Source organism: Pseudomonas sp. D3-27, assembly GCF_051132165.1.
Classification (GTDB): domain Bacteria; phylum Pseudomonadota; class Gammaproteobacteria; order Pseudomonadales; family Pseudomonadaceae; genus Aquipseudomonas.
Window position 1 is genome coordinate 2,815,915 of the sequence record NZ_CP071667.1, and the last position, 19,533, is coordinate 2,835,447.

Sequence of the window (19,533 nt, forward strand, 5' to 3'; positions counted from 1 at the left end):
CAACCCGGAAACAAGGAGAACAAACAATGTCACTCAATCCTATCTTGTTCATGGGCGGTTCCGGCGCAATCGGCCACCACACAGCCCGAGCGCTACGCGCCGCTTATCCAGACGTGCCGCTGCTGATTGGTGGGCGGGACCTTGCGAAGGCCCAACGGGTCGCAGCGCAGATGGGCGGGGCGCAGGCCGTGGTGATCGATTCCAGCGCAGACGACCTGGGCCTCGGCGATCGTCCGGTCAGCGCCGTGGTGGTTTTCTACATGGACCACGCCCTCGCCGGATTGCGCTATGCGCAAAAGCGCGGGGTGCCGCACCTGAGCATATCTTCCGGGGTCTTCGAGATCGCCCCCGAAATCGCAATGTACATGCATGCGCCAGGCGCCTCGCCCATTGTTCTGGGTTACGAATGGATGGCCGGCGCAACGACGGCGGCGACGTTGAGCGTGGCCCGGGAATTTGGCCGGATCGATGATATCCGCATCGATGCGCTGGTCGATGAGCAGGACACTGGCGGGCCGACCGTCGCCAGCGATTTCGAACACCTCAACAAGATGCTCCCCGCAGCGCTGACAAGGCGCGACGGGGTGTTCGTATGGCGTGAAGGCGAACATTCCAATACGCAGTTCCAAGCCGTGGACGGTACGTCAATCGACGCCGGCGGCTTCTCATCCATTGATGTCGCCGGCCTGGCGGCTGCGACGGGCGCGGCCAATGTCCAGTTCAACATTGGCATCGGGGTGAGCTCCAGTCGGCGACAAGGACAACCGATGTCCACCGAAATCATCATCGAGCTTGCCGGCGCGGACCTGAAAGGCGAACCGCTGCGCACCCGTCACGCCGTCGTTCACCCGGCGGGCACGGCGCCGCTGACCGGCCTTAGCGTCGCCATGCTTCTTGAACGCCTGCTTGGGTTGGATGGTCAGCCGGTGACGTCGGCAGGGCTTTATTTTCCCTATCAGTTGTTGGACGCTGCGGCGTACCTGGAACGCTTGAAACAAGAGGGCGGCGAGTTGCGCCGGTTGCAGGTGCAATGATGCTGCGAATCAGCGCTTCCTAAGCTGGCGCCTGGCAGAACCTCGACGCAGGGCAGACTCTTGCCCCAGGCAACGGCTCAACGTTCGCTGGCCTTTTCGAGCACCTGGCTGCTGAGCCGCGCGTCGCTGGCTCGGTTGTCCGGGCCCTGGCAAATTGCGCTGCAAAGGGCCCGGACGACCGGTACGTAGCTCACCTGACTGGGCTGCCCGACATTGGCAGCACCCGTTGGGTTGATCAGGTGCACGGCGATTTCGCCTGGCAACCATGGAACCAGTGGCCAACTCGCACGGTTGGCCAGTATCGCGCAACGATTGCCCATCGCGGGCCCGATATCACAAGACGTCACCAGTGCCACGCCCATCAGCCAGGCGCCTTCAAGCTGCGAACGCACACGGCCTGGGCTCTCTACATGACCCAGGTCCGCCACTACGACCGCGCGATGAACAATCAAGCGGCGCTCATCGCTCATCTCGATATCGACGACGATCGCGGCGCAGCCCTGGGCATCGTAATGAGCGGCGATCCCCTGAGTCCGGCCACGTTCGCCTGCCTTGCCCCAATGGCCCCTCGCGGCCGCCTCGGTAATGACGCGACGCATTCGATGGGCATCGAAGGGGGAGGGTTGGCCTGCGCCTTCGCTCACGGCCGATGCCGAATCAATCACCGCGAGCAGATAGTCCCGATGATCCATATTGCGGGCTCGCAGCTGCGCGGCCACGAACTGCTGTTCGGCGAGCATGTGAAGCAACAGGTCTTTCTTGTCCAGATTGCGGTCAAGGGTCGCCCGCCAGGTCAATTGATCGAGCGTGCTGTCGTGCCCATCGGGATGGCTCATTAGCGTTTCTCCTTCCGCTGATGCATGAGGCCAGCAAAAAACGACGTCCCACCGGGCCTGTTGCTCGCGCAACCACCTCAGAGAGATCAAGGCCTACCTTAGGCGCAGGGAACTGACGTCAGGGTGACGGGCCGCTGACAGGAACATGTCAGGTCGAAAAAAGCGACGTTGCCATTCGATCTTCATAAAAACGTAACAACTCTGTTGCAGAGTTCCTCAGCCCGTCATCACAAGGAGTTTCCTTTAATGAAAAGTTTGATGAAGTCTGCTGCGCTTGCCGTTACGGTTTCTCTTTGTGCCAGCTCGGCATCCTTCGCCGCAGAGAGCGTCCGCCTGACGGGCTCTGGCGCCAGTTTCCCCGCGCCGATCTACCTCACCTGGTTCAAGGATTTCAGCAAGAAGTCCGACGGTGTCACCGTGGATTACCAATCCAAGGGCAGCGGCGCCGGGGTTCAGGATTTCCTGAACAAGACCGTCGATTTCGCCGCCAGCGACTCGGCCATGAAAGACGAAGACATCGCCAAGGTCGCCGAAGGCGTGCAGTTGCTGCCGATGACGGCCGGTGAAATCGTCCTGGCCTATAACCTGCCGGGCAATCCCAAGGGCCTGAAGCTGCCACGGGACGTTTACTCCAACATTTTCCTGGGCAAGATCACCCGTTGGAACGATCCTCAGATCGTCGCCGCCAACCCGGACCTGAAACTGTCCGATACGCCGATCACCGTCGTTGTGCGTGCGGACTCCAGCGGTACGACTGCGGTGTTCACCAAGCATTTGGCGACCATCAACCCTGAGTTCAAGCAGGCGCTGGGCGAGGGCAATACGGTCAACTGGCCGGCCAGCGACAAGTTCATCAAGTCGCCGAAGAACGATGGTGTGACGGCCACCGTGCGCCAGACCCCGGGTGCGATTGGCTACATCGAATACGGCTTCGCCAAACTCGCCAAGGTCGACTTTGCCCAGTTGCAGAACAAGGCCGGCCAGTACGTCGTGCCGAACGCCGAAAGCGGTGCCGAGGCCTTGGCTGCGGTGAAGATGCCGCAAAGCCTGGTGTCGTGGCTGCCTGATCCGGACGGTGCCAAGTCCTACCCGATCACGTCCTACACCTGGATGATCTTCCGCAAGGACAACGGCAATCCGGCCAAGGCCAAGGCCATGCGTGAAATGGTCGAATACAGCCTGACCGAAGGCCAGAAGATTGCCGACTCGATGGGTTACATCCCACTGCCGGCCTCCGTCGTCGAGCAGGTTCGCAAAGCGTCCGCCAACATTCAGTGATGCATGAGGCCTCTCCCGGTGCGTGCGCGATCAGCCGCGCCGGGAGAGCTTTTCCCTTGTTCGGACTTAGCCAATGAACAAACCTTTTGTCGTACCGGTTAATCCGGACTCTGCCTGCCAACCACCATCGGCGAAGGACTTCCTGGTTGATCGCACCTTCCGTGCGCTTGCACGCATCGGGGTGGTTCTGATCCTGGCGCTGGTATTCGCGCTGGTGTTCGAGGTGGGGCGCAAGGCGCTTCCGGGCATGGAGAAGCATGGCACGGATGTGCTTTTCGGCACTGTCTGGGACGTTAACCAAGGTAAATACGGCATCCTGCCGGCGATCTGGGGCACGCTCTACAGCGCGTTGATCGCATTGCTCATTGCAGGTTTCTTCGGCGTCAGCATGGCGATTTTCCTGACCCAGGATTTTCTGCCCCCCAAGCTCGCCGCCATTTTTCGCACCATCGTCGAACTGCTCGCGGCTATCCCCAGCGTCGTCTACGGCCTATGGGGCATCTACGTGGTCATCCCTGCGATCCGTCCGCTGACGACTTGGTTGAACAGCGAACTGGGCTGGATTCCGTTCTTCGGCACTTCCTTGAGCGGGCCGGGGCTGCTCCCTGCGGCGCTGGTGCTGGCCATCATGATCCTGCCAACCATTGCCGCCGTTTCCCAGGATGCGCTCACGGCCGTACCGATGAAAACCAAGCAGGCCGCCTACGGCATGGGCACCACCCACTGGGAAGCGATTCTCAAGGTGATGGTGCCGTCTGCCGCCACCGGCATCTTCGGCTCGCTGGTCCTTGGCTTGGGCCGGGCGCTGGGTGAAACGATGGCGCTGGCCATGCTGGTCGGTAACGCCAACACGCTTTCGCTCTCGCTGTTCGCACCGGCCAATACCCTCGCGGCGCTGTTGGCGCTGAACTTCCCCGAGGCCGGGCCGAACGAGATCGAGGTGTTGATGTATGCCGCGCTGGTGCTGATGTTCATCACGCTACTGGTGAACATCATCGGTTCGATGATCATGATGTACGCCCAACGGGGTAACAAGTGATGACTGATCTCACTGCTGCAACAGATTTGACGGCTCCAGCGGGCGCGATGCCCAGCCTGCAACGCAGGTTCGAGGGCCGGGCCCTGCGCAGCCTGATCTTGACCACCCTGGTCTGGGCGGGGGCACTGCTGGCAAGCGTACCGCTGATTTCGGTGCTGTACATGCTGATCACCCGCGGCGGTGCGCGCTTGAACCTGGAAGTGTTCACCGAGCTGCCACCGACTGGCTTCGAGATGGGTGGCGGCTTCGGCAACGCCATGGCAGGCACCTTCGTAATGGTGGGTATCGCGGCGGCCATTGCGGTGCCCGTCGGCATCATGGCAGCGATCTTCCTCGCAGAGCTGGGGCCGGACAGCAAACTGGCAAACGCCGCGCGTTTTGCGGCCAAGATGCTCACGGGTCTGCCATCGATTCTTGCCGGTGTCTTCGCTTATGCCCTGGTGGTGATGACCACCGGCACGTATTCGGCACCGGCCGGTGGCGTGGCGCTGGCGGTGCTGATGCTGCCTATCGTCGTGCTGACGGCGGAAGAGTCGATGCGGATGGTGCCCAAGATCATGAAAGACGCCGCCTATGGCATGGGCTGCACCCGCTCGCAGGTGATCTGGAAAATCATCTTGCCCACCGGCATGCCCGCGATCCTCACCGGCGTGATGCTGGCGGTGGCGCGCGCCGCCGGCGAAACCGCGCCGTTGCTGTTTACCGCGCTGTTCAGCAACTACTGGATCTACCACCAAGGCAACCTGGAGGTCATGAATCCGACGGCATCGCTTGCCGTGCTGATCTACAACTTTTCCGGCATGCCTTTCGACAACCAATTGGAGCTCGCCTGGGCGGCCTCGTTGGTGCTGGTGATGATCGTGCTGGTCGTGAACATCATCAGCCGTATTTTCGGCAAGCCCAAGTATTGAGAACGGGAGCATCTGATCTTGAACGTATCCACTGCGCAAATAGCCGCTCCGTTTGTCACCCAGGCGCCTGTAGTCATGGACTGCAAACTGGACAAGATTTTCTATGGCAACTTCATGGCGGTGCGTGACAGCCACGTACCGATCGAGAAAAACAAGATCACCGGCTTCATCGGCCCATCCGGCTGCGGCAAGAGCACCGTGCTGCGCAGCCTCAACCGGATGAACGATCTGGTGAAGGGGTTCCGCTTCGAGGGCCACGTGCATTTTCTTGGCCAGGACGTCTACGGCAAGGGTGTCGACCCGGTGGTGGTGCGCCGTTATATCGGCATGGTGTTCCAACAGCCGAACCCGTTCTCGATGAGCATCTTCGACAACGTCGCGTTCGGCCTGCGCCTCAATCGCTATAAAGGTGACATTGGCGACCGGGTCAAGCATGCGCTGCAAGGCGCGGCGCTGTGGGACGAGGTCAAGGACAAGCTCAAGGTCAGCGGCCTGTCGCTCTCCGGTGGCCAGCAACAACGGCTGTGCATTGCCCGCGCCATCGCCACCGAGCCGGAAGTATTGCTGCTGGATGAACCCTGTTCGGCGCTCGACCCGATCGCTACCCGGCGGGTCGAGGAACTGATGGTCGAGTTGAAAAAGGACTACACCATCGCGCTGGTGACTCACAACATGCAGCAAGCCATCCGCGTTGCTGACACCACAGCGTTTTTCTCCGTGGACATCTCCCAGGGCACACGCACCGGCTATCTGGTGGAGATGGGCCCGACGACGCAGATTTTCGATAACCCCCGTGAACAGATGACCGGCGATTACATCAGCGGCAAGTTCAGCTAAGCCACATCCCCGGTCGAGGCCGCATCCCTGCAGAAGCCAAATGGATTTGGCGGGCATCCGGTAGACATTTACCAAGCGTTTCCAAGGAGCACCAATGCCTGCTACGCATCGCCTTGATTTGCCTGCGATTGAGCGCGCACTGCGCGAAGTGCAAAAGAGCTTCGCCGCGCTGAGCCGGCACTTCACGGAGCCGCGGGACCCCCTGACGGATGAAGTGCTGCAAAATGTGCTTGAAGGCTATGGGCTGATTGACGACTATGTGGCCCGCGGCGTCGACCTGTTCGATCTCCAGCAACTGAACCTGATGCTTGAGATCAACGCCACGGTGCTGTGTGGCCGAGACCCCGTGCGCCGGCTGGAATACGCCCAGCACCTGGCGGCGACCGAGGCGCATTTCTTCAACAACGTTGAGGGCGGCATCAAGGACTTGTACAACTGGTATTGCGCGTATCGCAGTGAGTCGGTGTGGAAGCGTGCGGCCGGCGTCTATGTACGCATTCTCAGCAAGCCGCAGTTGTTCATCGAGGGCAACAACCGCAGTGGGTCGCTCATCGTCAGCTATCTGCTCATGCGCGCGGGGCTTCCTCCTTTTGTGCTGTCACTGGAAAATGCCGAGGGCTACTTCAATCCGTCCTCGGTCATACGCAACTCCGCCAAGCATGGCGTCAAGGCTTTGTATGAATTGCCCAAGATCAAGAAGAAATACGCAGCGTTCCTCGAAGAACAGGCACCGGACCCAATGAAATTCTTCCTCGAGGGCAAATCCTTGCCCGTCTCACAGGGCCGCCACTGATGAGCAGGGCTCTGGTGCTCGCCGGATGCAAAACCTTAGGTGGCCGGGTAGGGCAGGCTATCCGCAGCGTCAATCCGACGCGGCTGCTCCAACGCCAGCGCATACGCATTTCGTTCGACATCGACGACACGCTCGCCTGTCAACTGCACCACTGCGATGTCGAGCGAAGCCGGTTGCCGGCCTGTGTTCACCGCTGGCTGGGAGAGCCGCTGCGCATGGGTACGCGCTCGCTGATCCGGGAGCTGCGTCGCCAGGGTTGCAGTATCTGGGTCTACACATCGTCTGGCCGCACGCCGTCCTACATCAGGCGTTGGCTGCTGCTGTACGGCATCCGCGTCGACGGCGTCGTCAACAGCGTGCTGCACAACCGCGCCTTGACGGTGCATGGGCTGTCCAACTCACCCTCCAAGTACCCGCCGGCGTTCGATATCGACTTGCACGTCGATGATTCCGAGGGTGTGCAGATTGAAGGGGATGACCACGGGTTTCGCGTTGTCGTGGTGCATCCGGAGGATGAAGGCTGGGCGCAGAAGGTGCTGGATGCGGTGGCCATGGTCCAGGCGCAGCTTGATTGGCAGCAGAGGCCGGTCCAGCGGGCTCCGTTGCGCCGGGTTACGACCGGCTAGCAAGTCAGGCTGTCATCGTGCGATTCAGGGCCACAATCTGCTCATGGGTAAGCTGACTGCCGGGATCCATGAACCTGGCGATCAGTGCGTCGCGGTTTTGCGGTGCCCGTGCCTTTTCTGCCGCGTCCAGCGCCGTTTCCAGCTCCGGCAGCGTCAATTCAGTGCAGTAAGCCGGTGTGCCTGGCTGCTGACGCCATGAGGCTTCGAGGCTACCGGCGGCAAAAGCGGTAAAGCCTGTCTGCTCGACAAGATCCTGCGCTAGCGCCACAGCGGCGGCATCGTTCCCAGCCACGGGTATCGCGATGCGCGTTGAAGCTTCCGCCGGCTGGCCTTTGTCGGCAAGCGTGGCGGCGAGCAGGGCATTCCATGCCTTGACCACCGGGCGACCAAGCTGTTCGCTCACCCAGACGCTCTCGGGCTTGCCGTCCTCAACTTCCTTGATTGCCCCGTCACGACCCGGATAGTAATTGGAAGTATCGATGACGACGGTCTTCGGGGAAGCATTGCTCAACGTCTGCTTGAGGTCAGGGTATCTAGCAAATGGAATCGACAGGATTACAGCGTCCACGCCAGACACCGCATCATCCTTGGTCACGGCATGCACGCCGATTTCGCTGGCAAGTTTCTGGATGCTTTGAGGGTCTTTCGAGTTCGCCAGTTTGACGTCATGGCCGCACGCCGCGAGTTTGCGGGCAAGGGTCGCCCCAATGTTGCCTGCGCCGATAATTCCGATTTTCATTTCAGTCACCTCGCTTGTGGACAGTCTGCAAGTTTCATCATTCCTGCGCCGGCCTGTATCCGGCCAGCAAACTTAGAATCTCGTCATGTGAGCCGTTGGATTCGGCAAACCGTAATGGCTTGGCGCGCTCGACGACAAGTTCCTGTGGAGTCGATTTCGAGCAATTCAAGAACGTCATGCAGGAACTCGTCCAAGGGCATGGCGTTTTTCTTCATTTTTCGTATTTCAGCGGGAGCCGGAGAAATTCCGGCCCTCTGCGGGTAAAAATTCTGAGCAAACGGCACTGCCTGCGCGTCCAAAACCCTCAACGCATCCTTTAAATGCGACTATCTATTCGTCAGATCGTTTTGGAAATCACCATGCTTCGCCTATTTGAACAACGGCTAGACCCTTTCCCACCCGATGAAGTCCCCCCGCCACCCGACGGTCTGGCGCGGTTCCTGTGGGCTTGCACGCGAGGCGCACGCGGTTACATTCTCGCATTCGCGCTGCTCAGTGCCGGTGTGTCGATCTACGAAGCCTGGCTGTTTTCTTTCCTCGGTCAGGTCGTGGACTTGCTCTCGACCTGGCAGGCAGGCGGCGATGCGGCAGCGCAAGAGAGTCGGGTGCTGTGGGGCATCGGCATCATCCTGGTGGCCAGCGTTGGGCTGGTCGCGTTGCGCACGATGGTGCAGCACCAGATTCTAGCGATCAACTTGCCGTTGCGCCTGCGCTGGGATTTTCACCGGCTGATGCTGAGGCAAAGCCTGTCGTTCTTTTCGGATGAGTTTTCCGGCCGGGTCACCACCAAAGTGATGCAGACGGCGCTGTCGGTGCGTGAGGTGCTGTTCACCATCATCGAGATCGTTCCCGGAATCGGCGTGTACTTCATCGCGATCATTGCCCTGGCAGGCGGTTTCGACCTGAAACTGATGCTGCCTTTCATTGCCTGGATGGTCTTGTTCGGTGTCGCCATGCGCTACTTCGTGCCGCGCCTGGAGAAAGTAGGGCAGGAACAGGCCAATGCGCGGTCGTCGATGACCGGGCGAGTTTCAGACGCCTACACCAACATCACCACGGTAAAGCTGTTCTCCCACTCCAAGCGCGAAGCGCATTTTGCGCGCGCCGCCATGGAGGATTTCAAGCAAACCGGCTTTCGCCAGATGCGCTTGGTCAGCCAGTTCGAGATCGTCAACCAGGCCTTGGTGGTCGGGTTGATCATGGGCTCGGGCGGTTATGCCCTTTGGCTATGGCACCAAGGCGAAGTCGGCACCGGTGCCGTCGCGGCGATTACCGCCATGGCGTTGCGCATCAATGGCATGTCGCACTGGATCATGTGGCAAATGACCTCGCTGTTCGAGAACATCGGCACGGTGCAGGATGGCATGGCGACCCTGACCCGCGGCCCCAAGGTGCAGGATGCGCCAGACGCCGGCGTGCTGGTCACCACGGGCGGCGCGGTGACCTTCGATAAGGTGCGCTTCAACTATAACGGCGAACGACAGGTGCTCGATGGTCTGAGCCTGAGCATCCGCCCGGGCGAAAAGATCGGCCTGGTAGGCCGTTCCGGCGCCGGGAAATCCACGCTGATCAACCTGCTGCTGCGTTTCTATGACGTGGACAGCGGCGAGATTCGGATCGATGGGCAGAATATCGCCCACGTCACCCAGGACAGCTTGCGCAGTGCCATCGGCATGGTCACCCAGGACACGTCGCTGTTGCACCGCTCCATCCGCGACAACATCGCCTATGGCCGCCCCGATGCAACCGACGCGCAGATCCGCAGCGCCGCGATCAGCGCTCAAGCCGATGGATTCATCAGCCAACTGAGTGACAAGCAAGGTCATTGCGGCTACGACACCCTGGTTGGGGAGCGTGGGATCAAGCTTTCGGGAGGCCAGCGACAACGCATCGCCATTGCCCGGGTGATGCTCAAGAACGCCCCGATCCTGCTGCTTGACGAAGCCACCAGCGCACTGGACTCAGAAGTCGAGGTCGCCATCCAGGAAAGCCTCGATGAAATGATGAAGGGCAAGACCGTGATCGCCATTGCCCATCGACTGTCGACGATCGCTGCCATGGACCGGCTCATCGTCATGGATGAAGGCCGCATCATCGAGCAGGGCACCCACGCCGAGCTGCTCAGGAAGAACGGGACCTATGCGCGATTGTGGCATCACCAGAGTGGCGGTTTCCTGGGGGAGGATCAGGGGATGGTTGAGGCGGTGGAGTAGGCTGGCTCAGTATCGGAACAACACACGATTTCGGTTCCGTGTAATCGCGCAAACCGAAAGACCCGCGCATTTCAGGGCTTGTTCCAGGGAAGCGATTTTCTCGCAGGCGGGGTTTTGCAAGAATGTACCCTCTGCATATGACAGCTCCCCCTGAAGGAACCTCCCCGGTGAACGTCAATGACGCCAGCTTCGAAGAACTGCTCAACGCTCTCCATGACGGCGTCTACATCACGGATGGCGACGGCAATACGCTAAAAGTAAATCAAGCCTATGAGCGCCTGACCGGGCTCAGTGGTGCGGATCTCGTCGGTCGATCCATGCAGGAGCTGGTGAAGGAGGGCGTCATCTCGCAATCGGCCACATTGCGGGTGTTACAGGGTGGTCGGCCGGTATCGGTGATGCAGAGCCTGAGCCATGGCAAGAAGTTGCTCGTCAGTGCCACGCCAATTCTCGACGCTGGAAAGCGAATTTCATACGTGGTCAGCACCGTGCGCGACATGACTGAACTGCTGCGCATGAAACACGAGCGCGATGAGTTGCAACAGCTCAAACAACTGCGCAACAGCACCGCCAAGCTTCATGCCGGGCAACGGGACAATCTGCTGCGTTCTCCGCTCATGGCCGATCAGGAGGTTTCCGGCCGCGTCCTTTCGCTGGCCCGGCAGGTTGCGAGCAGCTCGGTGAAGGTATTGCTTCAAGGCGAAACCGGCGTCGGGAAGACCCTCGTCGCGCAATTCATCCATAACGCCAGCCCACGTGCCAGCGAACCCTTCCTCGCGCTCAACTGCGGCGCGCTGCCCGAGAATCTGATCGAAGCCGAGCTGTTTGGCTATGCACCTGGGGCGTTCACTGGCGCAGGTCCCAAAGGCAAGCGTGGCCTGCTCGAACTGGCGCATCACGGTACGTTGTTTCTTGATGAGATTGGTGATCTTCCGCTGCCGGTGCAGGTCAAGCTGCTCAAGGTCATCGAAGAAAACCGCTTCATTCCTGTCGGCGGCCTGGAATTGAAGGAGGTGGATGTACGCATCATCAGCGCCACCCACCATGACCTCAAGCAGCGGGTGGCGGAGGGGCATTTTCGGGCTGATTTGTATTACCGGCTCAACGTGGTGCCGATTCACATACCGGCACTGCGCGAACGTCGGGAGGAGATTGCGCCACTCCTGCGTTACTACCTCGACCGATTCAACGTTCGTTATGAACGCCAGGTCCAGTGGAGTCTGGATGCCCTCGACTTGATGTGCGAATACGCCTGGCCCGGCAATATTCGCGAGTTGATCAATGTCGTCGAACGGCTGGTGGTGACCAATCAGACCGGGACTGTCGAGGCGCTTGATATGCCGGAAGAGATCCTCAACCTTAATCCGTCGAAAACCAATGACGCGGGGCTGCCACTGCGCAAGGTATTGGAAAATGCCGAGCGCAGCGCGATTCGCGCCGCGCTGCTTGCGCACAAGACCACGCGCCCTGCGGCCAAGGCATTAGGGGTGAGCCAGGCGACTGTGGTGCAGAAAATGAAACGCTGGGAACAGTCTGATTAGGATTCTGATCAATGTAGGGTAAAACGATCAGAAAACTAATCGGAGCTCACCGGTAAAAAAGCCCATAATTCACGCAAAAGTCCCGTAGGGCGGGGCTTCCAGGGCATTGGCACGTCTTTCGCTATCCCATTTGGCACGTCTTCCATAAAACAACATCAACTGGACGAGCCCGATGAACATTTCTTTTATCAAAATCGCCAATAAATTAATCACCGGACCCGGCGCAATCGAGCAGCTTTGCGCTGAGCTGACGCGCCTTGAGATCAAGAACCCTCTGATCGTCACGGACACCGTCCTGGTGAACTCCGGCACTGTGGACCTGGCGCTAGCGCAACTCGGTGATCGCCACTACGGCGTTTTCGACCAGGTCAAACCGGAGCCTGAGGTGGCCATCGTGGAGGAGTGCACTCGCGCCTATCGCGAGGGTGGGCACGACGGATTGATTGCGGTGGGTGGCGGCAGTGCCATCGATATTGCCAAGGGCGTCGCGGCGTATGCCGGTCATGCAGGTCCGCTGACGGAACTGTTCGGAGTCGATCTGGTGAAACGCAAGGGCCCGCCCTTGATTGCTATCCCGACAACTGCCGGCACAGGTTCGGAAGTGACCAACGTCGCGATTTTCTCCGACAAGCAAGCACAGCTGAAAAAAGGCATCGTCAGTGACTACCTGCTACCGGACGTGGCGCTGGTCAGTCCGACCATGACGTTGACCTGCCCACGCAGTGTGACGGCGGCCAGTGGCGTCGATGCGCTGGTGCATGCGGTCGAGTCCTATCTTTCAGTCAACGCTTCGCCAATCACCGATGCCATCGCGCTCGGTGCGATCAAGTTGATCAGCAAGGCGCTGCCGAAGGCTTATGCCAACCCAACCAACCTGCAAGCCCGGGAAGACATGGCCACCGCGAGCCTGATGGCCGGCATGGCGTTTGGCAACGCGGGGGTAGGGGCGGTGCATGCGCTGGCGTACCCGCTCGGCGGACGGTTCAACATCGCCCATGGCGTCAGCAACGCCTTGCTGCTGCCGTACGTAATGGAGTGGAACAAGACGGCTTGCGTCGAGCGTTTCCGTGACATCGCCGAAGCCATGGACGTGCGCGTCGCGAACCTGAGCGACAGGGACGCTGCGGACCAGGCTGTGAAAGCCATGGCGGATCTGTGTGCTGGCGTTGATATTCCCTCCGGGCTGCGCAGTTTCAACGTGCCCGAGGAGGCCATCCCAGCGATGGCGGAGGAGGCCAGCAAGATCGACCGTTTGATGCGCAACAACCCGCGCAAGCTGACGGCCGCCGATATCGAGAAGATCTATCGCGCCGCCTACTGATCCATAAAGCCATGGCTCCGGTTTCCCGGAGCCTGCGCCCGCCACTACAAGACCAATAACACAGGTGAACCCAATGACTGACACTCCTGCGCAGCGGGGCGAAAGTCCATACATCCCGCTCGGTCCTTTCAAGGTCCGGTTGCCGTTTCTCCATTACAAGATCGAACTTCCAGACTACCTCCAAGGCTTGTTGATGTGTGCCGTGGACCTGGCCGCGATCCCGCTGATGACCGAACTGCTGGGCATGCCTTTCGAAGTCGCGCTTGCCGTGGTGATGCTCAACGGCTTGCTTTACCTGGCGCACCATTTGCTCGGTGACCCGACCGTTCCTGGCTGGATCACGCCGGCGGTTCCTCTGTTGATGGCTTACTGCGCGCAGTTCCCAATGGGCCCGGAGCGTGTCCATGCCTTGATAGCCTTCCAGCTGATGCTTGGCGTATTTTTAATTGCCCTGGGGGCGACTGGAATGGCGAAAAAGGTTGTGGAATTCGTGCCCTCGGCAATCAAGTCCGGCATCATCGTCGGGGCTGGCTTGAGTGCCGTGATCGCGGTGTTCCAGGTAGGCGGGAAATTCAATGTACTGCCCTGGACCATCTCCATTGCGGTGGGCATAGCCTTCTACCTGATCTTTTCCCAGCACTTCAACGAGCTCAAGCAACGCAACCGCTTCTGGTGGAACTTCGCCAAGCTCGGCATCCTGCCGATCATCCTGCTGGCGGTGGTGATTGCACCGTTGTTTGGTGAGGCGCCATGGCCGACGATTCAGTGGGGAATCAGCCAACCGGACTTTGCCGGATTGTGGAATGACTACACCGTCTTCGGTCTGGGCATGCCGCCGGTCTCCATGTTCATCTCAGCGTTGCCGACCATGCTGGCGGCCTACATCATCGTGTTCGGCGACGTGCTCAGCGCCAAATCGCTCCTCGATGAGGCAGAAACCGTGCGCACCGACGAAGTCGTCGACTACAACGCCGATCGCGCTCACCTGATCTTCGGCGCGCGCAACGCGTTCATGAGCATCTTTGGTCCCGATGTCGCCATCACTTGGACGTTAGGAAAATTCTGGTAGCGAGCGTGTGAGCCGGAAACAGTCCAAGCCGTTAGTGAGCGTCGATGTCGAGATGTGGATTATGTATGTGGGTCAATCTTCTGATTTTCGAGAAGCGGGGTTACTGGAAGTGGACAACAGGAAGGGAGCGGATACGTAAACATCGTGTTTAACATAATATACATTATGTGAACCTTCGTATGGAGTTACCTGGGGCGTGGGCAGACAGATTTGAAGCCACGATTGCCACCTCAGCACGTTCACACTGAGCATGAACGGTCACAGCGTCATGCAACCGGACAGCAACTGTAATGAGCAGCATTGCAAGGACTGCGGATCTGCTCGGTCCACAGTACGAAGCCCCATCGGTCATGCTCGGCCTGCGTTATTCGCTCTGACGCAACAGGATGTAGCAAGCGACTATAGCCATTTACCTGATCACCGGAAACGATCAAAATCGCCCCCATTCGTCTACCCTCACAACGCGCCCGGCAAGAATGCTTGGTGATTGAACCCTTTTGCTTTCACGCACCGGAGATTTCCATGCTCAAGCGTTCCCTGGCTTTGGCCGTCGGTTTCACCCTGACCCTGAGTTCTGTCCTGGCGCAGGCCGCCGACACCCTGAAAGTCAGCGCGATTCCCGACGAAGCGCCGACCGAATTGCTGCGCAAGTTCAAGCCGCTGGGTGCTTATCTGGAGCAGCAGATCGGCATGAAGGTCGAGTTCGTACCGGTGAGCGACTACCCCGCGGTGGTCGAGGCATTGGCCACCGACCGCATCGACATGGCCTGGCTGGGCGGTTTTACTTTCGTCCAGGCTCGCCTGAAGACCGGCAACGCCATTCCATTGGTGCAACGTGAGCAGGACGCGCAGTTCACCAGTAAATTCATCAGTGCCGACCCGGCCGTCAAATCCCTGGCCGACCTGAAGGGCAAGAGCTTTGCCTTTGGCTCTGTTTCGTCTACCTCCGGCAGCCTGATGCCGCGTTACTTCATGCTCCAGGATGGCATCAAGCCGGAAACCTACTTCAGCCGCGTGGGCTACTCCGGTGCCCATGACGCGACGGCCGCGTGGGTCCAGGCCGGCAAGGTCGACGCCGGCGTGCTCAACGCCAGCGTCTGGGAAAAACTGGTGGCCGCCGGCAAGGTCGACACCAGCAAGGTCAAGGTCTTCGCCACCACCCCAGCGTATTTCGACTACAACTGGACGGTGCGCGGGACCCTCGACCCGGCGGTGGCCGCCAAGATCAAGGCCGCGTTCCTGGCGCTTGATCCGGCGAACCCAAAGGACAAGGAGATCCTTGATTTGCAAGCCGCCAGCCGCTTCATCGAAACAAAGCCCGAGAACTACAAGGGCATCGAAGAAGCCGCACGCGCCGCTGACCTGCTCAAATGACATTGCGTTTGACCCAGGCCAGCGTCATCCACGCCAACGGCGCCCAGGCGTTGCGCGGCGTGGACCTGCACCTGCGCGCAGGGGAACAGGTCGCGATCATCGGCCCGTCCGGCGCTGGCAAGTCCAGCCTGCTCAACGTCCTTGCTACCGCGCTGCGGCCAGCCAACGGTGAAGTAGAAGTGCTGGGCGAGCGGGCCTGGCAGCTGTCGGCGCGCCAGCGCCAACGCCTGCGTGCGCGCATTGGCTTGATTCATCAAGCGCCTCCCCTGCCCCCGCGCCAACGTGTGGTCACCGCAGTACTGGCTGGCAAGCTGGGGCAATGGGGTATCGGCAAAAGCCTGCTGAACCTGTTCCATCCGCTGGATATCCCCGGGGCTCGGGCAGCCTTGGCCCGTCTGGACCTGGGGGAAAAACTGTTCGTGCAATGCCAGCAATTGTCCGGCGGGCAGCTGCAACGCGTCGGCATCGCCCGCGTGCTTTACCAGGCGCCGGAGGTGTTGCTGGCGGATGAACCGGTATCGGCGATGGACCCGGTGCTCGCCGAGCACACGCTCTCGGTGCTCTGCCAGCATGCCCGGGAGCAGCACGTCACCCTGGTGACCAGTCTGCATGCGGTGGACCTGGCGCTTGCGCATTTTTCGCGAATCATTGGTTTGCGTGACGGCCAGATTCTCTTCGACTTGCCGACCGAAGCGGTTGATCGCAAGCAGCTCGATGCACTTTATGCCAATGAGCAACTGGAGTCGCTGTCGAGCCCAACGCCGCCGTCGAGCGTGCAGATTCCCCGATGCTGACGCGTGACGCTCGGGACCCCGCCGCCCTCCCTCGCCTGTTCCTTGGCCTGCTGGCCATTGCCCTGCTGTGGCCGGGTATCCATTTCAGCGAATTGGACCTGGGTGTGCTGCTGGCCAGCGATAGCCAAAGCGAGATGGGCCGGTTCGCCGCCGCGTTCTGGCCGCCGGCCCATGACGAAACGTTTGTCGAATTGCTGCTGCAAGCCACACTGCAGACGCTCGCCATCGCTACCGCCGGCATGACCTTGGCACTGCTGTTGGCGGTGCCCGCGAGCCTGGTCGCCAGCCGGGCGCTGTCGTTGTCCGCCGCGTACCGCGCAGGCAGGCCTGGCCTTTGGGGTCAGTGGCTGCGTTGGCCGGTCCGTGGCCTGCTCATCTTCCTGCGCAGCGTGCCGGAGATCGTCTGGGCGTTGCTCTTCGTCCGGGCCGTCGGTCTTGGCCCCACCGCCGGGGTATTGGCCATCGCCATCACCTACAGCGGCATGCTGGGCAAGGTCTACGCGGAAATCTTCGAGTCGGTTGACCAACGCCCCGCGCACGCGCTGATGCAAGCCGGAAGCGGTCGGCTCGCCGCCTTCTGCTACGGCATCTTGCCCAACGTCGCCGCCGAGCTGCTGTCGTACACCGTGTACCGCTGGGAATGCGCCATCCGCGCCTCGGTGGTGATGGGCTTCGTCGGCGCTGGTGGACTGGGCCAACAGATGGACCTGTCGTTGCGCATGTTCGCCGGCGGTGAAGTCGCCAGCCTGCTGCTGACTTTCCTGATATTGGTGCTGCTCGCCGACCAGCTCAGTCGCGTGCTGCGCTGGAGGTTGGCATGAGTCGCCTGCTCAACGCGCTGTTGCTGCTGTGCATCGGCGCGGCCGTGGTTGCCTCGTTCGTCTATCTGGGTATCGACCTGGACGCCCTTGGCGATCACTCGAATCTCAAGCAAATGGCCGCTTATGCCCAGCGTTTCCTGACCCCTGACCTGAGCCCGACCTACCTCAAGGCGATCGGCCATGGCGCGCTGGAAACCATCGCCATGTCCGCCCTTGGCACACTGCTCGCGGCAGTGCTGGGTTTGGCCTTGGCGCTGCCCGCCGCCGGGCGCCTTGGCTGGCCGTTGCAGAGCGTGTCGCGCCTGTTGTTGAACGCCTTGCGCGCGGTGCCGGAGCTGGTATGGGCCGCGCTGATGGTGCTTGCCGCCGGGCTTGGCCCCAACGCCGGTACGCTGGCGCTCGCCCTGCACACCGTCGGCGTGCTCGGTCGATTGTTTGCCGAAGCCTTGGAAAACACTCCGTCGCGACCCGCCGATGCCCTCCGCCTGCAAGGTGCCAGCGCCCTCTGGGCGTTCTGCTACGGCACGCTGCCCAACCTGATGCCGCAACTGTTGGCCTACACCTTGTACCGCTGGGAAAACAACATCCGCATGGCCAGCGTGCTAGGGTTCGTCGGCGCCGGCGGCCTTGGCCAGATGCTCTACGTCAGCCTCAGCCTGTTCCAGGAGGCGCAAGGCAGCACGGTGATCCTGGCGATGTTGCTGCTGGTCTTCACCGTCGATACGTTGAGCAGTTGGAGCCGTCAGCGTTGGGTCAAGGCTTGACGGCCTGGGGACTCACCACAACGCCATCGTATAGCTGACGATCAAACGGTTCTCATCCAGGTCATTGCCGAAGTTCGAACGCACCGTTGCATTGCGCCATTTGAAACCCAGCCCTTTCAATGTGCCGTCCTGGATCACATAGGCAATGTCGGTGTTGCGCTCCCATTCCTGGCCCTCCCCTGGCGCGCTGCGTTGCACGTTGTCGCCACTGATGTAGCGGGTCATGAATGTCAGGCCCGGCACACCGAGGGCGGCGAAGTTGTAGTCGTAGCGGGCTTGCCAGGAGCGTTCGTCGGTGTTGGCGAAGTCGCCGATCTGCACGAAGTTGACCAGATAGGGATCGCTGCGGGAGATGTAGGGGAATGGATCGTCGCCGCTCATGCGCTGATAGCCCAGCCCGAACCCGTGGCCAGTGAGGCTGTAGGTGAACAGTGCGCCGAACGCTTGGTTATCGATCCTGCGGAAACTGCCGTCCTCGGTGCTGCGCGAGTAACGCACGTCGCTTTTCAGTGACTGGCCATCGCCCAGGTCCAGGGTGTGGACGAAGCCGAGGTAGTTCTGCTGGTAGATATCCTCGAGCTTGCCGTAGCGGTACTGCGCCGTGAGATTGGGCAGAAGCTGGTAGTCCGCCCCGGCGAACTGGAACCTGTCGCTGGTGCCGCCGATGCGATTGGCGGTCATGTCTTGATAGTCGGTGGAATCGACGAAATTGATCTGGGAGAGCTGCCCGGCGGTGAGCTTGAGGCGGTCGATTTCCTGCACGTTCAACAGCCCGCCCTTGAAGGTGCTCGGCAATAGGCGCGTGTCGTTGGAATTCACCACCGGGTCCTTGATCTGCAGCGTCCCGGCTTTCAGCGTGCTGTTGGACAAGCGCATTTTCGCGGTGAGGCCGACTTCGCCGTAGCGATCCTGGGAGCCACCGGACAGGTCCGCGGGCAAAAGATTGGTACCCGCCGTGCCGCCGCCCGAGTCCAGCTTGATGCCGGCCATGGCCAAGGCGTCGAGACCAAAACCCACGGTGCCGGCCGTGTACCCCGACTCCAGGCGCAACAAGAACCCTTGCGCCCATTCCTCGGCCTTGTCCCGAGCGCCCTCCTGCCTGAAATCGCGGTTGAAATAAAAATTGCGAGCTTCCAGGCTGGCCTTGCTGTCGCCAATGAAATCGGCATGGGCCACCGGCGCGCCGATCAGGCCCAGGCCGAGCAAGGGACCAATGGGCGAACGGCTCCAGTGGGTATCGATGAAACAGGGCATGGCGTGCTCCTTTTTGTGGGCGCGAACGATCCCTTCGGGGACGGCGTACGCGCCTCGCTTATTATTTGGGGCAGTGCGGATACTGTGGCGAGTGAGCTTGCTCCCGCTGCGCCGGTCCGACGCCTCGGGCGCAGCGGCGCCATTCACGGTGAGCGCTGCGCGCTTAAGCGAGCAAGCTCCCTCGCCACGGGGCGGATTCTTCGCAGTGGCGCGATACAGCGTCAAACGGGAAAAACCCAGGCGCGTACATAAGAAAATTTGATGCGCGCCGAAGCCCTATCTGGAGTAA

17 protein-coding genes and 1 pseudogene are annotated in these 19,533 nt (G+C 60.7%); 15 read left to right on the plus strand and 3 right to left on the minus strand.

Annotation, left to right across the window (positions count from 1 at the left end; genetic code table 11):
- Window positions 1–26 precede the first annotated feature (26 nt).
- Window positions 27–1,034, plus strand: coding sequence for an NAD(P)-dependent oxidoreductase (locus J3P92_RS12885; RefSeq protein WP_420763967.1), 1,008 nt, complete (start codon window positions 27–29; stop codon window positions 1,032–1,034).
- A gap of 77 nt (window positions 1,035–1,111) precedes the next feature.
- On the opposite strand, the gene J3P92_RS12890 is transcribed toward J3P92_RS12885, so the two are convergent.
- The gene (locus J3P92_RS12890) at window positions 1,112–1,870 is read right to left on the minus strand and encodes a hypothetical protein (RefSeq protein ID WP_434647351.1); all 759 of its coding nucleotides are present in this window, start codon (window positions 1,868–1,870) and stop codon (window positions 1,112–1,114) included.
- Between the two features lie 246 nt (window positions 1,871–2,116).
- Between J3P92_RS12890 and pstS the strand changes: the two genes are divergently transcribed.
- From pstS to J3P92_RS12920, 6 genes are all read left to right on the plus strand, one after another.
- A complete protein-coding gene (gene pstS, locus J3P92_RS12895) occupies window positions 2,117–3,148 on the plus strand; it encodes a phosphate ABC transporter substrate-binding protein PstS (protein ID WP_420763965.1) in 1,032 nt (343 codons plus the stop codon).
- A gap of 73 nt (window positions 3,149–3,221) precedes the next feature.
- A complete protein-coding gene (gene pstC, locus J3P92_RS12900) occupies window positions 3,222–4,187 on the plus strand; it encodes a phosphate ABC transporter permease subunit PstC (protein ID WP_420763964.1) in 966 nt (321 codons plus the stop codon).
- Window positions 4,187–5,098, plus strand: a complete 912-nt coding sequence (pstA, locus tag J3P92_RS12905; RefSeq protein WP_039588462.1) for a phosphate ABC transporter permease PstA — start codon at window positions 4,187–4,189, stop codon at window positions 5,096–5,098. Before pstC ends, pstA begins: the two co-directional genes overlap by 1 nt.
- 75 nt (window positions 5,099–5,173) lie before the next feature.
- The gene (gene pstB / locus J3P92_RS12910; protein WP_025214260.1) at window positions 5,174–5,935 is read left to right on the plus strand and encodes a phosphate ABC transporter ATP-binding protein PstB; all 762 of its coding nucleotides are present in this window, start codon (window positions 5,174–5,176) and stop codon (window positions 5,933–5,935) included.
- A gap of 94 nt (window positions 5,936–6,029) precedes the next feature.
- Window positions 6,030–6,728, plus strand: a complete 699-nt coding sequence (locus J3P92_RS12915) for a hypothetical protein (RefSeq protein ID WP_420763963.1) — start codon at window positions 6,030–6,032, stop codon at window positions 6,726–6,728.
- Window positions 6,728–7,354: a hypothetical protein gene (locus tag J3P92_RS12920; protein WP_420763962.1), complete on the plus strand. Its 627-nt coding sequence runs from the start codon at window positions 6,728–6,730 to the stop codon at window positions 7,352–7,354. Before J3P92_RS12915 ends, J3P92_RS12920 begins: the two co-directional genes overlap by 1 nt.
- A 4-nt stretch (window positions 7,355–7,358) precedes the next feature.
- Here J3P92_RS12920 and J3P92_RS12925 read toward each other — a convergent pair whose 3' ends face one another.
- Complete coding sequence (locus J3P92_RS12925; RefSeq protein WP_434647353.1) at window positions 7,359–8,093, minus strand: NADPH-dependent F420 reductase; 735 nt, start codon at window positions 8,091–8,093, stop codon at window positions 7,359–7,361.
- A 359-nt stretch (window positions 8,094–8,452) separates the two neighbouring features.
- On the opposite strand from J3P92_RS12925, the gene J3P92_RS12930 reads away from it, so the two are divergent.
- From J3P92_RS12930 to phnE, 8 genes and pseudogenes are all read left to right on the plus strand, one after another.
- Window positions 8,453–10,306 (plus strand): ABC transporter ATP-binding protein, encoded by a 1,854-nt coding sequence (locus J3P92_RS12930; protein ID WP_434647356.1) that lies wholly within the window; start codon window positions 8,453–8,455, stop codon window positions 10,304–10,306.
- A 167-nt stretch (window positions 10,307–10,473) separates the two neighbouring features.
- On the plus strand, window positions 10,474–11,847 hold the full coding sequence (locus J3P92_RS12935) for a sigma-54 interaction domain-containing protein (protein WP_434647359.1): 1,374 nt from the start codon (window positions 10,474–10,476) through the stop codon (window positions 11,845–11,847).
- Between the two features lie 172 nt (window positions 11,848–12,019).
- Window positions 12,020–13,168, plus strand: coding sequence for an iron-containing alcohol dehydrogenase (locus J3P92_RS12940; protein ID WP_434647361.1), 1,149 nt, complete (start codon window positions 12,020–12,022; stop codon window positions 13,166–13,168).
- A 73-nt stretch (window positions 13,169–13,241) separates the two neighbouring features.
- A pseudogene (locus J3P92_RS12945) lies at window positions 13,242–14,210 on the plus strand (hypothetical protein); the annotation flags it as partial.
- A 549-nt stretch (window positions 14,211–14,759) separates the two neighbouring features.
- A complete protein-coding gene (locus tag J3P92_RS12950; RefSeq protein WP_434564044.1) occupies window positions 14,760–15,611 on the plus strand; it encodes a putative selenate ABC transporter substrate-binding protein in 852 nt (283 codons plus the stop codon).
- On the plus strand, window positions 15,608–16,405 hold the full coding sequence (locus J3P92_RS12955) for a phosphonate ABC transporter ATP-binding protein (protein ID WP_434647364.1): 798 nt from the start codon (window positions 15,608–15,610) through the stop codon (window positions 16,403–16,405). The genes J3P92_RS12950 and J3P92_RS12955 overlap by 4 nt, the downstream gene beginning before the upstream one ends.
- Window positions 16,399–17,226 carry a PhnE/PtxC family ABC transporter permease gene (locus J3P92_RS12960; RefSeq protein WP_434564046.1) on the plus strand — a complete coding sequence of 276 codons (828 nt, stop codon included), beginning with the start codon at window positions 16,399–16,401 and terminating at the stop codon, window positions 17,224–17,226. The genes J3P92_RS12955 and J3P92_RS12960 overlap by 7 nt, the downstream gene beginning before the upstream one ends.
- Entirely contained in the window at window positions 17,223–17,990 is a 768-nt protein-coding gene (gene phnE / locus J3P92_RS12965) for a phosphonate ABC transporter, permease protein PhnE (RefSeq protein WP_434647367.1), read from the plus strand. Before J3P92_RS12960 ends, phnE begins: the two co-directional genes overlap by 4 nt.
- Window positions 17,991–18,002: 12 nt before the next feature.
- Here phnE and J3P92_RS12970 read toward each other — a convergent pair whose 3' ends face one another.
- Window positions 18,003–19,244: an OprD family porin gene (locus tag J3P92_RS12970; protein WP_434647370.1), complete on the minus strand. Its 1,242-nt coding sequence runs from the start codon at window positions 19,242–19,244 to the stop codon at window positions 18,003–18,005.
- Between the last annotated feature and the right edge of the window lie 289 nt (window positions 19,245–19,533).

Coding starts and splice junctions, on each gene's coding strand:
- pstA (WP_039588462.1), top strand. CDS start 4,187: ATGACTGATCTCACTGCTGCAACAGATTTGACGGCTCCAGCGGGCGCG.
- J3P92_RS12950 (WP_434564044.1), top strand. CDS start 14,760: ATGCTCAAGCGTTCCCTGGCTTTGGCCGTCGGTTTCACCCTGACCCTG.
- J3P92_RS12920 (WP_420763962.1), top strand. CDS start 6,728: ATGAGCAGGGCTCTGGTGCTCGCCGGATGCAAAACCTTAGGTGGCCGG.
- J3P92_RS12925 (WP_434647353.1), bottom strand. CDS start 8,093: ATGAAAATCGGAATTATCGGCGCAGGCAACATTGGGGCGACCCTTGCC.
- pstS (WP_420763965.1), top strand. CDS start 2,117: ATGAAAAGTTTGATGAAGTCTGCTGCGCTTGCCGTTACGGTTTCTCTT.
- J3P92_RS12885 (WP_420763967.1), top strand. CDS start 27: ATGTCACTCAATCCTATCTTGTTCATGGGCGGTTCCGGCGCAATCGGC.
- J3P92_RS12940 (WP_434647361.1), top strand. CDS start 12,020: ATGAACATTTCTTTTATCAAAATCGCCAATAAATTAATCACCGGACCC.
- J3P92_RS12890 (WP_434647351.1), bottom strand. CDS start 1,870: ATGAGCCATCCCGATGGGCACGACAGCACGCTCGATCAATTGACCTGG.
- J3P92_RS12960 (WP_434564046.1), top strand. CDS start 16,399: ATGCTGACGCGTGACGCTCGGGACCCCGCCGCCCTCCCTCGCCTGTTC.
- pstB (WP_025214260.1), top strand. CDS start 5,174: ATGGACTGCAAACTGGACAAGATTTTCTATGGCAACTTCATGGCGGTG.
- J3P92_RS12955 (WP_434647364.1), top strand. CDS start 15,608: ATGACATTGCGTTTGACCCAGGCCAGCGTCATCCACGCCAACGGCGCC.
- J3P92_RS12915 (WP_420763963.1), top strand. CDS start 6,030: ATGCCTGCTACGCATCGCCTTGATTTGCCTGCGATTGAGCGCGCACTG.
- J3P92_RS12930 (WP_434647356.1), top strand. CDS start 8,453: ATGCTTCGCCTATTTGAACAACGGCTAGACCCTTTCCCACCCGATGAA.
- phnE (WP_434647367.1), top strand. CDS start 17,223: ATGAGTCGCCTGCTCAACGCGCTGTTGCTGCTGTGCATCGGCGCGGCC.
- pstC (WP_420763964.1), top strand. CDS start 3,222: ATGAACAAACCTTTTGTCGTACCGGTTAATCCGGACTCTGCCTGCCAA.
- J3P92_RS12970 (WP_434647370.1), bottom strand. CDS start 19,244: ATGCCCTGTTTCATCGATACCCACTGGAGCCGTTCGCCCATTGGTCCC.